We start from the raw sequence: 13,353 nt of genomic DNA on the forward strand, positions 1-13,353 counted from the left end.
ATCCGAAATAAATGACCCATACCGGCCCGGCGGTCAAGGCCGTTGGGCCGGAAAAGGGCGCGCGGAGCGGGCCGCAGGCAGGAAAAAGGCCGCGTCCCCGAGGGGGGCGCGGCCCGATGATTCGTCTGTGGGAAAGCGTCAGTTGGCGGCTTTTTCCTGGGCCTGGAGGGGGTCGCCCTCGGTGGTGCAGACCACGTTGCGCCCCGAGGACTTGGCCAGGTACAGGGCGCGGTCGGCCTCGCCCACTAGGTCGACGTTGCGCTTCAGGCTGCCCGGGGACAGGGAGGCCACGCCGATGGACGTGGTCACGGAGAACTGCTTGTCCCCGATGCTGAAGGGCAGCTTGGCCACCTTGCGGCGCAGGCGGTCCGCCAAGAGCCAGGCGTGGTCCTCGTCGGTGTGGGGCAGGATCACGGCGAACTCCTCGCCGCCGTAGCGCGCCGCGAAGTCCGTGGAGCGCAGGCTGTCCAGGAGCAGGGCCCCGACCTCCCGGAGCACCAGGTCTCCGGCCTGGTGGCCGTAGGTGTCGTTGATCTTCTTGAAATGGTCCAGGTCGAAGAGCAACAGCGAGATGTCCTGGCCGTAGCGCTGGGCGCGGCGCAGCTCGTCCACCAGACGCTCGTCGAAGCACTGGCGGTTGTAGATGCGGGTCAGGCCGTCGTGGTCCGCGCGCAGCTTGACCTCGCGGTAGAGCAGGGCGTTCTTCAGCGCCAGGCCCAGGTGGCTCACGGCGCTCTTGAGCACGTCGCGCTGCTGGCGCGAGAGGCGTGCGGGCAGGCTGGTCAACAGGGCCAGGGCCCCGAAATTCTTGCCGCCGGCGGACAGGGGCATCATGATGGTGCGCCCGGAGGCCGGAGCCAGGGAGGCCTTGGCGTCGGCCCCGGAGTCCATCAGGTAGGTCATCTGGTAGCCGTTGACCTTGTGGCCGGAGAGGCGCGTGGCGCTCTCCATGAGCATGCTGATCCATTCCTCCTGGGCGGCGGCGTCCTCCTGGAAGGTGAGGAAGATCTCGGACTCCACGGAGCCCACCTGGTCCGTCTGCCAGAAGATGCACTGCAGGGCCGCCAGGGGCAGCAGCGTGTTCAGGTCGCGCCGGGCCTGGGTCAGGATGGCGGCCGGGTTCAGGCTTTCCGAGGCCTTGGCCATGAAATCGTTGAGGAAGATCAGGTAATCGGTCTTCTGGGAAAGGATTTCCCGCTCCAGGGCGATCTCGCGCGTCATGCGCACGATGTCGTCGTACAGGGAATGCACTTCCCGGGCGCGGTAGAGGATCTCGCGCACCTTGGCGTCGTTCACCGGGGTGCGCAGCACCGAGAGGAAGCCCTGGTCCAGGATGCGCTCCACGTCCAGGACCTCGTCGGCCCCGGCCATGAGGACCTTCTGCGGGGGGTCCCATTCCAGGACCGAGGCGCGGAAGTCCGCGTCCAGCCCGGCCCACACCCGGGTGGGTATCCAGATCAGGAAGGGGGTATCGCGCTCCATGTCCTCGTCCGTGGGCATGGCGTCCGCGGGCCAGTTGCGCACGTCGAAACCGGGCGCCGAATCCGCGAGGCGGCGGCGTTCGATGTCCGACAATCCGAATCCCCAAAAGAGGTTGTCTTTTTCCCTCGAGCTCATGGTCCGTCCTGTGTGGAAGGTCTGTTTTCGCACTTTTAATGCAGGATTAGGGCCAAAACAGTCAGCCTGGGCGGAGGGCGGCGCAATCCGGTTGAATGGCAGGACTTGCGGGCAATCCGGGAGTCGGAGAGGGACTTTCCCGGACGCCCATAAAATTGGCCGGGGCCGTGTCCGGCGGGGTCAAAGTTGCCGCCCGCGTCGGTTTTCCGACTCCCGGGGGTAAAGAAAGCTAAACAGGTGGGTCGTTTCTGCCGATTATCTAGGGAAGGAGGGCCGGGCGGAGCCCGGCGTACGCGTACTTATGCAACCCCTCGTATCCATCATCATACCCTGCTACAATTACGGGCGTTTCCTGCCCGACCTGTTCGATTCCCTGGCCGCCCAGGCCATGGGTCTGTACGACGTGGAAGTCATCGTCGTGGACGACGGCAGCACCGACGACAGCGCCGACGTGGCCCGCGAGCTGGGCCCGGGCCTGGGCGCGTGCCGGTTCAAGGTCATTCCCCTGACACATCAGGGCCACCCCGGGCCGGTGCGCAACGTGGGGCTCACGGCCGCGCGGGGGGACCTGCTGCTGTGTCTGGATCCCGACGACAGCCTGGAGTCCGAGTATCTGGAGCGCGTGGTCGGGGCCCTGGAGGCCCATCCCGAGGCCTCCCTGGCCTACACGGACTATCTGGAGAGCGGCCCCGAGGGCGTGCGCCCGGTGTTCGTTCCGGAGTTCGACCCCGGCCTGCTGCGCACCCAGAACATCCTCTGCCCGGCGGCCATGGTGCGGCGCGAGGTCTTCGACGCCAGCCGGGGCTACAGCGCGCACACGGCCTACGAGGACTGGGAGTTCTGGGTCCAGGCCGCGGCCAACGGGTTCAAGGGCCTGCGCGTGCCCGGGACCCTGTTCCGCTACAACCTCCACGAGGCCAACCGCTCCTGGAAGGCGCGGCGCGAGGACGGTCTGGCCAAGGCGCGCATCGTCATGGACAACAAGTATTTCTTCGGCTCCGAGGTGGCGGCCTGGGCCCGCGCGCTGTTGCGCGGCGAACCCTGGGCCGTGGCCTTCGGGCGCGGGCTCATCCCCCGCGCCGAGGACGTCCGGCAGCTCTTGGATTTGTCCGCCGCAGTGGCCGGGCGGCGGGGGCTGCGCAGCGCGGGCGCTTGACGAACCCCCGGCGCACAGGCATTTCAAGCCGATGCAATCAAAAAAGATCTGGGCGACATTGGACCCCTTTTTCGAGGGGGGCGAGATCATGGGGCGCAGCGTGGCCAACGAGTCCTTCCTGCGCGCGCTCCTGGCCCGCGATCCTTTTGACGAGTACCATTTCTATCTCAGCGGCGAGGGGCTCATGGACCGCCTAGCCGGGACCCTGCGCCTGCGGTTCCCGGAGGTCCACGGCCGGGGCGGGTTCAAGGTCCGGGTGCGCGGGGCCCTGGCGCACATGCTGCCGCGCGTGAACTACCACTGTTTCCACCTCTCGGACTGCATCAACCACCCCGCGTTCCTGGCGGCCCTGCGCAACGAGCTGTCCCGGGAGGTCTTCCCCATCACCGGGGTCACGCATTCCTTGTCCTACGGCCGCTACGCCCGCGACTTCCTGGCCCAGCTCTGGCACGGGGCCACGCTCCGGGACTGCGTGGTGGGCACCTCCACCACGGCCCTGGAGGTGGTGCGCGCGTACTACGATTTCCTGTCCGAGACCTTCGGGGACCTGCCCCGGCCCTCCCTGGAGCGCATCCCCCTGGGCGTGGACGCCCAGGCCCTGGCCCCGGCCACGGACGAGGAGCGCGCCCAGGCCCGGGAGCGCCTGGGCCTGGCCCCGGGCCAGTCCATGATCCTGGTCTTCGCGCGCCTGTCCCATTATTCCAAGATGGACCTTGTGCCGCTCCTCAGGGCCATGCAGCGCCTGCCTTCCCAGGGGGTGCGCCTGAGCTCCGTGCGCCTGTTCGTGGCCGGATGGGTGCGCAAACAGGAGCAGGGCTTCGTGGATACCTTCAAGAACCTGGCCGCAAACCTGCGCCTGCCGCTCACTGTGGTGCCCTGCCCGGACGAGGCGGCCAAGGCCGACCTGTATCGGGCCGCCGACGTGTTCCTGTCCCCCGTGGACAACCCCCAGGAGACCTTCGGCCTGACGATCCTGGAGGCCGGGGCCGCCGGGCTGCCCGTGGTGGCCAGCGACTACGACGGATACCGCGACCTGGTGGCCCACGGGGAGACCGGGTTCCTGGCCCCCACCATGGGCCCGGCGGACACCCGCTCCCTGGACCGCATGGCCCCCCTGATCTACGACAACGAATACCATCTGTTCCTGGCCCAGCAGACCGCCGTGGACGTGCCGTCCCTGGCGCGCTACCTGGGGCGGCTGCTCCAGGACCCGGAACTGCGCCGGACCATGGGCCGCGCGGCCCGGGCCCGGGTGGAGGAGCGTTTCACCTGGGAGAAGGTGGTGGACGCCTACGTGGACCTCTGGGACCGGCTCTGGGAGCTGCCCGTGGAGCCTCCGGCCGAGGCGGGGCTGCACCCCCTGGCCGTGCCCTTCGGCCGGGTCTTCGCCAGCTATCCCACCAGCACCTTCGACCCGGAGCTCAAGGTCCGCTGGACCCGCCCGGGCGAGGCCGTGTACCGGGGCTTCGACTTCGTGTCCGTGTACCGGGGCCTGGGCAACGCCGTGACCCCGGAGGACGTGCGCAAGGTGGCCTTTTTGGCGCGCAGGCCCCAGGCCCTGGGGCTGCTGCTGCCCAAGGTGGCGGAGATCCTGGGCCGCGACGAGGAGCAGTGCCGGTTCCTGATCCTCTGGTGCCTGAAGAACGACTATCTGGAGCGGGTCCATGACGGGGACTGAGACGCCCCGCGTGTTCACCCACACGCTCTTGCGCGGGCAGGGCGGCACCACGCGGGTGGCCCGGGCCGTGCACGCGGGGCTGGGCGCGGGCGTGTTCAGCTACGAGCGCGACGACGGCCTGGGCGAGGACGCCGACGCGGCCACGGCCCCGGCGGACGTGGGCCGGGCGGCCCGGGACGCGGGCGCGGGCCTGGCGCACGTGCACGCCAGCGAGGACTGGGCCGCGTGCATGAACGGCGTGGCCGACTCGGGCCTGAAAAGCGTCGTCACCCTGCATGACTGCCGGGCCTTCACGGGCGGCTGTCCCTATCCCCTGGACTGCAAGTTTTTCGCGGGCGGCTGCACGGCCGACTGCCCGCGCCTGTATGCGGACGCGGACCAGGTGGCCGGGGCCCGGCGCGAGGCCATGCTGCGCGCGGCCCCGGAGATCGCGGCCCCGTCGCGCTGGATGGCGGGCCTGGCCCGGGCCGTGTGGCCGGATTTGTCCGTGCGCGTGGTGCCCAACGGCGTGCCCTGGCCCGTGCGTCTGCCGCCCCGGGCCGAGACCCGGCGCAAGGTGGGCGTGGCCCCGGGCGCGCGCATGGTGCTCTTCGTGGCCCACGGCGGCGCGGACGCGGCCTACAAGCAGGGGCGCAAGTTCCTGCAGGCCTTCGAGCGGATCAAGGCCCGGGTGCCCGAGGCCCTGTGCTACGTGGTGGGCGGCGGCGCGATGGAGCGCAAGGGCTCCGTGGTGCATTTGCCCTACGTGGACGCGGCGGCCCTGGCCCGGCTGATGCGCGCGGCCGACGTGCTGGCCCTGCCCAGCCTGGCGGACAACCATCCCCTGGTGGTGCTGGAAGCCATGAGCGCGGGCCTGCCCGTGGCCGCCTTCGCCTCGGGCGGCATCCCCGAGCAGATCAGGAACGGGCAGGACGGCCTGCTGGTGCCCCCCGGGGACTGGAGCGGCCTGGCCCAGGCCGTGACCGGCCTGCTCCAGGACCTCGTCACGGCCCGCCACCTGGGCGACGCAGCCCGCGCCGACGGGGAACGCCGCTTTTCCCAAGATCGTATGGTGGGGGATTATCTGAAGCTCTACGCCCGGCTACCCTGACAGGCCGTTGAAAAACAGCAATCTGCTGCGTTGCTGCGGGAAATGCAAACCCTCGCGTACGGGGAGTACGCGTCGGCCTTGCATTCCCCTTGCGCCTTGCATCTTACTATTTTTGAACGGCCTGCCCAAGTCGGAAAAAATTAAGAAAAAGACTGCCACCAAGGCCGTTTAGAAAACACTCCATCGAGGGCGGCGAGTGTCAGGTGGATACTATATCTGTGCAAAATCTTGTGCCTGTCTATTTCACATGAGAATAAATTTTGACCAATGGGTTCTAATTGTCGAATAGGTCAGTTTGTTATTCAAAATCAAGTAGCTCAAGACGATTGTAAATGCTTAAATGGTCATCAGGTTCAAGTGCCCAGCGATAGGCTGGATGCACTTCCCATCCGAACCCGAAGTCAACAAAACTTGCAGTGAGATATTTATTTTCTTCGAACGTTTTCCTTACGGTGATGTTGTCTTTGTTTATTCTTCTTGCGGTTAGAAAGTTGATTTTATACAAGAAAAACAATAGCTCATTAGCGCTTGCTGGACTGTCTGGTGTTTTTGAGAAGTAGAATGGTGTGTCTGCTGACACCGACGATATTTTTGATTCAATTTGTCCTGTCGAATATACGTAGGAGTCAGAATATTTTTTTGATTTTTTAACCGATGGCTTCAAGGAAAAAAGTAAGCGGCGTATGTCTGGAAGCTCAGAGCGAAATTCATTTTCGATATCTTGAATCCTTTCTAGAGAATAGCTGTCAAATATCCCTTGGAAGTCTTCGGTTGTGATAGTGTTGTGATTATTTTTCCGTGCTTGCCTCGCTGCAAGTGAGCATAATTTAACAAGGTCGCGCGGACGATTCCGTACGAGTGACATCAAGATACGATATATTGGAGCGCCATTCCACTTGCCGACACCTTCAAATGTCTGTGTCATAATCGGTTTTAAATATGTAGCAATTCGCTGCTGATGTAATACAATTAAGTCTTCTTCAGAAATTTCCCGACCGTAGAAGGTTTCTACTCTTTTGGCTAATAGAGCAAGGATTTGTGTATTGTGCCAAGTGTACCATACAACTGATCCTTCAATTTTGTCTGTGGATTCATCAGATGTTCTTACTAAGTAATAGACATCTGATCTTAACGAAACTTTAAAATGAACATTATTCAACTCATTACTAATGTCGCGAATTGCATTGAGTAATGCTGATATCCTGACTATATCTTGTCTTTTCCCTTCCCATCCCCTGTCCAGATCGTCAATATAGACATTTATCCTTTTGTTTTTTTGAAAATTGTCGAATATGGATTTCTTTGCCTTGTCTGCGATTGTTGTTCCTTTAATTGTGTCAATGATTGTTGAAATAAATTTTCCTGTACTTGGAACGTTGGGGAGAATTTTTTTTGAACTCTCTTCTGAAAAGTAACGGATAACTTTGTCTGCTATGATTGATCGTATGCCTTCATCCCATATTTGTATGAGTTCAAGGAACCCCTCATTTGTATTTGCTATGCCGATTACATCGTTTGGTTTGATTTCTATAGGGAGAAACCCGTTATCAATGTCTTCGGATGCAGCAATTTTGAAAAGGGCTGATTTCCCAATGCCCTTGTGACCAACAAGAATTCTCAGTTTTAGGTTTGCACTTACTTGTTCAAATACATCATTTTTGAAGTAATATTCTTTCAGTCGTTCTACGTCTTCATCTTCAGCCGCCTCATGTCCGAAAAGGCGCTGGATATTTTCCTCTGAAAAAACATTGTTAATTTTCAATTTGCCTTGCTTGATCTTTCTAGGCAAATCTTTAAAGGGAGATGACATTTTCACCTCGTTTATTTAATTATATACAGCAAGTGGGCTTATATCAGTTCTTCATTTTTTAAGCAATATGGTTTTGTCGAGTGCGCGGGTGAATAAGTGGGGTTGGTACGGGGGCATCAGCAAGGTGGACATTCAAAACCAAATCAAATTCGATTAATTAGATTTTATCTAGCATTGTTTTGAAAATGAAATTTGATTTCGATAAGTGTCGAATCTTTTTCCTGCTGATGGCGACGAAGAGGAATCAGGCACCAAGAAGATATCTACACGGGAGGGAGAATGGAATTCAAAAAAGTAATCGCGTGGTATGATGGGAAACATCCCTAGTCTGCTATTTTGCAGTATGTTTTGTGTTCTAGTCGATGCAGCGTGCATTATCTCTGATACCCTAAATTTATCTAAACCAATTGGAAGAATGAAACCAGTTCCTCTCCCTCCCTTCCGCTAACCCGCCTCCCGTCGGACCCGATCCACGAATTCCAGAACGATATCCGCAGTGGGGCGGTGGTAGAGCATGCCTACGTGGCAGACGGGGGTGGTTTGGGCCATTTTCCAGCCCGGGGCGTGGATGAAGAGGCCGTCCAGGGGCGTGACCATGTTGTCCACCAGGGAATACACGGCCAGGCAGGGGGCCGGGGGCGGGGTGTCCGCCGCCTCGATGGAGCGGATGAGCTGGCCCTTGTAGGCTAGGCTGTGGCCCAGGTGGTTCATGCCCAGCCCGGCCATGGTGGTGCCCTGGTGCGGGGTGCCCATGGTGGCGGCGCAGAGCACGCGATCGCGCAGGGGAGAGGTGTTCAGGAATTGGCGGATGGCCAGCCCGCCCAGGCTGTGGCCCACGAGCACGATCTTCTCGCCGGGCCGCGCCGCCAGCACGGCCCCGATCTCGCGCTCCAACTGCGCCACGATGGCCGGGAAATCCAGACGCCAGCTGTTGTAGGTGGTGGCGTGGAGGTCCGTGTATCCGGCCCGGTGGAACCAGCGCGCGAAGAGCAGCCAGGCCGAGGCCGAATGGGTGTAGCCGTGCACGAAGAGCACGGGCGGGCCCTGGCGGCCGCTGCGGGCCGCGCCCAGGGGCGTGAGCCAGAGGTGCTTGACCAGGAACAGGGGGAACAGGGCCGTGGCCACGGCCTGGCTGACCAGGCTGGAGGCGAAGCCCCGCAGCAGCGGTATCCAGGGTCTGCCCCCGGATTCCCGGGCCAGCAGGTCCATGTGCTCCGTGCCCCGGGCCTGGTGCCAGAACAGGGCGTAGGTGGTGCCGCTCACGGCCACGAGGGCCAGGGCGCAGAGAATGATGATGGCTGTGGTCATGGTGTTTTCGGGCACGATCCTACAGCCCGTGCGCCGGGAAGGGAAGGGTCTACCTGGCTGTTTAAAATCGCTTTAAGCAGACCGTTCAAAAATAGTGAGATGCAAGGCGCAAGAAAAATGCAAGACCGACGTGTACTCCCGTACACAAGGTTTTGGATTTTTCGCAGCAACGCCGCAGATTGCTGTTTTGGGGCGGTCTGCTAGGCCGCCGGGATCAGCCCGGCTTCGAACTGCTCCACGCTGCGTTGCCAGGAGAATTGCATGGCCCGGGCGCGGCAGCGCGCGGGGTCCATGGCCAGGGCCTTACGCACGGCCCGGCCCAGGTCCCGGTCCAGCCAACCGGTCTCGCCGTGCAGGACCACGTCCCGGGGCCCGGTCACGGGATAGGCGGCCACGGGCAGGCCGCAGGCCATGGCCTCGATGAGCACCACGCCGAAGGTGTCCGTGAGGCTCGGGAACACGAACACGTCGGCCGCGGCCAGGTGCTCGGCCAGGTCCAGCCCGGTCTTGCGGCCCAGGAACAGGACCCCGGGGTGGGCCCTGCGCAGCTTGTCCAAGGCCGGGCCGTCGCCGATGACGGCCTTGGACCCGGGCAGGTCCAGCTTCAGGAAGGCCTCGATGTTCTTCTCCACGGCCACGCGGCCCATGTACATGGCCAGGGGCCGGGGCACGTCCAGGATGCCCTTGTCGCGCGGCTGGAAGAGCCCCGTGTCCACGCCCCGGCTCCAGTCCGCCAGGTGGCCGAAGCCGCGCGATGTGAGCTCGTCGCGCAAGGACGGCGTGGCCACCAGGGTCCGCTGGGCCGGGCCGTGGAACCAGCGCATCAGGCGGTAGACGAGGCCCGTGGGCAGGCCCGAGCGCATGCGCACGTATTCCGGGAAGCGGGTCATGAAGGCCGTGGTCAGGGGCAGGCCGCGCCGCACACAGTGGTTCCTGGCGGCCAGGCCCAGGGGGCCCTCCGTGGGCGCGGCCACGGCCTCGGGCGCGAATTCGTCCAGCATGCGCGCCAGCTTGCGCCCGGGCAGCACGGACAGGGGGATGTCCGGATAGGTGGGGCAGGGCACGGTCCGGAACAGGCCGGGATGGACCACCAGGACGTCGTGGCCCCGGGCCTGGAGGCCCGCGACCATGCGGTTCAGGGTGGTGACCACCCCGCAGACGTAGGGGTTCCAGGCGTCGGTGGCGATGGCGATTTTCATGTCTTCTACGGCTCCTGTTCGCTGAGGTCGAAACCTCGGGGACAAGTATCCGTAACCGCGCCGGGTTGTGTGAAGATGCGGTGACATGCGGGGGATGTCTCGTGATTGTTACATTTTCGCCGATTCGTTGACACAAAACTCCCGGGATGGATATGGGGTGGGGACTGTCGGCCGCGCCACGGGGCGGGGCATGAAGGAGCGACGAACATGGATCAGGAACAGTTCCGCAAGGCACCGGCGATCATGCGCAGGCGCGACTGCGTGGTGGTGGCCAACCCCGCCGCCGGGCGCATGCGCCGCGAGAAGGGCAGGCGGCGGATCGCGGCCATCGCCCGGGACCTGGACGCCCCGGTCCTGGGCCTGGACAGCGTGAGCGCCGAGGACTTCCGGGCCTGCGTGGCCGAGGCCTCGCGCACCAGCGACGTGGTCCTGGTGGCCGGGGGCGACGGCACCTTCACCGACGCCCTGAACGCCCCGCGCGGCAACGCCGCCCTGGGCTACCTGCCCTTCGGCACGGGCAACGCCCTGGGCAGCGCCCTGGGCCTGTCCAACCGGGCGGACTACCTCCAGCGGGTGCGCAGGAAGGCCGGCACCGAGGTGGGCGTGATGCTCGTCAACGGCGGGCGCAAGGCCTTTTTCGCCAGTCTGGGCGTGGACGCGCTCACCGTGCGCAAGTACGAGGAGCTGCGCGTGTGGCGGCAGAAGGGCCTGGTGCGCTACGGCCTGGCCTTCGCCGCGGCCCTGGCCGAATACCGGCCCGCGGACGTGGAGATCCGCGACGGCTCCGTGGTCAAGGCCGCGCCGGGCAGCCTAGCCACCATCATTTCCAAGCATCCCTTCTACGGCTACGGCTTGCGCGTGAACCGGGGCGACCTCACGGACCCCTGCCTGCACGTGCGGGCCTTCAACCTGGGGCGGCTGCGCACGGCCTCGGCCCTGGCCGCGGCGGCCCTCAAGGTCCGCCCGGACACCGGGGTCTTCCACAAGGGTCGGAGCTTCACTGTCTCCTGCCCCACGGAGCAGGCCTTCCAGTGCGACGGCGAATGGTGCGGCACGGGCACGGAGTTCAGCTTCGAGGTCCTGGCCCGCGACCTGCGCATAATCCTCTAAGGTGCTGGCGTTTTCAGACAATAAAAAGGGCCGCCCCAGTGGGGCGGCCCTTGTGTTTGCGTATTGGCGCGGGCTCAGCCGTCGGCGTTGATCTGGCCCACGATCTCCTTGAGGGAGGTCTCGGCGCGGTCGTTCTCCACCTGGCAGGTGCCCACGGCGTCGTGGCCGCCGCCGCCGTACTTGAGCATCAGCTTGCCCACGTCGGTCTTGGAGCTGCGGTTCAGGATGCTCTTGCCCACGGTGTAGACGGTGTTCTGCTTGTTCAGGCCCCAGAGGATGTGGATGGAGATGTTGGTCTCGGGATACAGGGCGTAGATCATGAAGCGGTTGCCCGCGTAGATGGTCTCCTGGTTGCGCAGGTCGATGATCACGACGCTGCCCTGGACCTCGGAGTTGTCCTCCAGCATCTTGCGGAACAGCTGCTCCTGCTCGAAATAGCGGTTCACCCGCTCCTTGACGTCGGGCAGCTCGAGGATCTTCTCCACGGGCATGGCCCGGCAGTATTCGATGAGGTCTTCCATGAGGCGGTAGTTGCTGATGCGGTAGTCGCGGAAGCGGCCCAGGCCCGTGCGCGGGTCCATGATGAATCCGAGGAGAATCCAGCCCGTGGGCTTGAGGATTTCGTCCCTGGACAGCATGGCCGAGTCGACCTTGTCCACGGCTTCCATCATCTGGTCGAAATCCTTGGGGAATTTCTCATGGCCGCCGTAGTATTCCCAGATCACGCGGGCCGCGCTGGGAGACTGCTTGTAGGAGCCCTTGAATTCGAAATCCGTGCCCAGGCGGGTCGCCTCGGAGGCGTGGTGGTCGAACCACATGCCGCAGCCCTTGACGTAGGGCACGTTGGCCAGGATGTCGTTGTCCGTGACATCGATTGTCCCGTCCTGCAGGTCCTTGGGGTGCGCGAATTTCCATTCGTCGATGAGCCCCAGTTCGTTGAGCAGGACGGCGCAGATCAGGCCGTCGAAATCGGATCGCGTCAGCAGTCTCATGCAAAACCTCCTTGGAACGACGCCTGGCGGGCGGGCGAGGACCGCCTGTTCCATGTTATTTACGTTGTCCATCATATAGCCATAACGCGGAATTACTGTCAAAGTTTTTAAAGGAAAGGAATCCGTGTTTGGCTCGGGAAGGCGCGGTTTGCCGTGGATGCCGGGGAGCTTGCCCCGGCCCTCGGGCGTCCGGGTCAGCTGGAGGGATCGACCGGCTTGGGGGCCGTCGGCTTGCGGTTTTTCCCGGATGCGGCCTTGGATCCGGGCCGGGCCGAGGCCGTCCTTCCAAGCAGGGCTTCCAGGGCCTCCTTCTCGTCCAGGTCCATGGGCGGATCCTGCCAGCGGGAGGGCTCGCCGTCCACGAGGATGATGTCCGCCTGGGCCCCGGCCACGAAGGCCGCCACCACGATGGGGTCGAAGAGGATCCCCGACTGCTCCTTGACGTACCTGACGGCCTCGTCGCGGGACACGGGGGCGCGGTAGGGGCGCTCGGCGGTCAGGGCCTCGAACACGTCGGCCACGGCCAGGATGCGGCCGTAGAGGTGGATGGCCTCGCCTTTCAGGCTGCCGGGATAGCCCCGGCCGTCCCAGCGCTCGTGGTGCTGGCCCACGCCCTTGGCGATGCCCGCGAACACCGGGGACAGCTTGCGCAGCAGGGATTCGCCCAGGGGCGCGTGCTTCTGCATCAGGGCGAGTTCGCTCCTGGTCAGCTTGCCGGGTTTCTGGAGGATGGCGTCGGGTATCCAGACCTTGCCGATGTCGTGCAGCAGCCCGGCCCAGTATATTTCCTGGAGTTGCGGCTGGGAGAGCCCCATCTGGCGGCCCATGGAATAGGCGTTGTGGGCCACGCGCTGGCTGTGATCGCCCGTGCGGTTGTCGCGGGCCGTGATGATGGCCGAGAAGGTCTTGAGCACGTTGCGCAGGGTCTTGCGCGACGTGTCCAGCATGCGCTTGAGCTGCGAGGCGCCTCGGCGCAGGCGGCCGAAGAGCAGCCCGCTCAGGCCAGCCACCAGCAGGAAGAGCGCCATCCTGGTCAGCCAGTTGGCCAGGTCCTGCTTTTCGCCGGTGGCCACGTTGATGGGCATCAGCGGCCCCAGGCACAGGCCCGCGGCCAGGGCCGCCAGGAGCCCGCCCCAGAGCCCGAAGCGGTACGCGGCCAGGACCAGGGGCAGATACATGAGGTGGGCGTAGACGTACTTGATGCCCCCGGTGGCCGCCACCAGCCAGACCACGCCCAGGATGCCCGCCAGGAGCAGGGCGGGCTCCAGAACGCGGCGCGAGAACGCGCCCCACTTTCCGCGCGGGCGCGGTCCGTCCATGGAGGCCAGGTCCGGCAGGGGGCCCAGCAGATGCGACAATCCGGGTTTCATGGCTGCACCGGGAGGTGGAATCG

At 63.8% G+C, this 13,353-nt stretch carries 10 protein-coding genes; 4 read left to right on the forward strand and 6 right to left on the reverse strand.

Translation table 11 applies throughout. The features are described 5' to 3' along the window. Nucleotides 1-138 precede the first annotated feature (138 nt). Nucleotides 139-1,617 (reverse strand): GGDEF domain-containing protein, encoded by a 1,479-nt coding sequence (locus ACYYG1_RS05785; RefSeq protein ID WP_461209339.1) that lies wholly within the window; start codon nucleotides 1,615-1,617, stop codon nucleotides 139-141. A 301-nt stretch (nucleotides 1,618-1,918) separates the two neighbouring features. On the opposite strand from ACYYG1_RS05785, the gene ACYYG1_RS05790 reads away from it, so the two are divergent. The 3 genes from ACYYG1_RS05790 to ACYYG1_RS05800 all read left to right on the forward strand — a co-directional run bounded on the left by ACYYG1_RS05790 (nucleotide 1,919) and on the right by ACYYG1_RS05800 (nucleotide 5,541). Then, nucleotides 1,919-2,773, forward strand: coding sequence for a glycosyltransferase family 2 protein (locus tag ACYYG1_RS05790; protein ID WP_461209340.1), 855 nt, complete (start codon nucleotides 1,919-1,921; stop codon nucleotides 2,771-2,773). Between the two features lie 88 nt (nucleotides 2,774-2,861). Further along, nucleotides 2,862-4,451 carry a glycosyltransferase family 4 protein gene (locus tag ACYYG1_RS05795; protein ID WP_461209341.1) on the forward strand — a complete coding sequence of 530 codons (1,590 nt, stop codon included), beginning with the start codon at nucleotides 2,862-2,864 and terminating at the stop codon, nucleotides 4,449-4,451. Continuing rightward, nucleotides 4,438-5,541, forward strand: coding sequence for a glycosyltransferase (locus ACYYG1_RS05800; RefSeq protein WP_461209342.1), 1,104 nt, complete (start codon nucleotides 4,438-4,440; stop codon nucleotides 5,539-5,541). Before ACYYG1_RS05795 ends, ACYYG1_RS05800 begins: the two co-directional genes overlap by 14 nt. A gap of 298 nt (nucleotides 5,542-5,839) precedes the next feature. Here ACYYG1_RS05800 and ACYYG1_RS05805 read toward each other — a convergent pair whose 3' ends face one another. The 3 genes from ACYYG1_RS05805 to ACYYG1_RS05815 form a co-directional block, all read right to left on the reverse strand. Beyond that, nucleotides 5,840-7,351, reverse strand: a complete 1,512-nt coding sequence (locus ACYYG1_RS05805) for a P-loop ATPase, Sll1717 family (RefSeq protein ID WP_461209343.1) — start codon at nucleotides 7,349-7,351, stop codon at nucleotides 5,840-5,842. Nucleotides 7,352-7,795: 444 nt separating this feature from the next. After that, the gene (locus ACYYG1_RS05810; protein ID WP_461209344.1) at nucleotides 7,796-8,659 is read right to left on the reverse strand and encodes an esterase/lipase family protein; all 864 of its coding nucleotides are present in this window, start codon (nucleotides 8,657-8,659) and stop codon (nucleotides 7,796-7,798) included. A 200-nt stretch (nucleotides 8,660-8,859) separates the two neighbouring features. After that, a complete protein-coding gene (locus tag ACYYG1_RS05815; protein ID WP_461209345.1) occupies nucleotides 8,860-9,858 on the reverse strand; it encodes a glycosyltransferase family 4 protein in 999 nt (332 codons plus the stop codon). Between the two features lie 207 nt (nucleotides 9,859-10,065). Between ACYYG1_RS05815 and ACYYG1_RS05820 the strand changes: the two genes are divergently transcribed. Further along, nucleotides 10,066-10,968 carry a diacylglycerol/lipid kinase family protein gene (locus tag ACYYG1_RS05820; RefSeq protein WP_461209346.1) on the forward strand — a complete coding sequence of 301 codons (903 nt, stop codon included), beginning with the start codon at nucleotides 10,066-10,068 and terminating at the stop codon, nucleotides 10,966-10,968. Nucleotides 10,969-11,042: 74 nt separating this feature from the next. On the opposite strand, the gene ACYYG1_RS05825 is transcribed toward ACYYG1_RS05820, so the two are convergent. Then, on the reverse strand, nucleotides 11,043-11,960 hold the full coding sequence (locus tag ACYYG1_RS05825) for an exopolyphosphatase (protein ID WP_461209347.1): 918 nt from the start codon (nucleotides 11,958-11,960) through the stop codon (nucleotides 11,043-11,045). A 194-nt stretch (nucleotides 11,961-12,154) separates the two neighbouring features. After that, nucleotides 12,155-13,330: an HD-GYP domain-containing protein gene (locus ACYYG1_RS05830; protein ID WP_461209348.1), complete on the reverse strand. Its 1,176-nt coding sequence runs from the start codon at nucleotides 13,328-13,330 to the stop codon at nucleotides 12,155-12,157. Between the last annotated feature and the right edge of the window lie 23 nt (nucleotides 13,331-13,353).

The organism is Desulfocurvus sp. DL1XJH-121, from assembly GCF_054819825.1.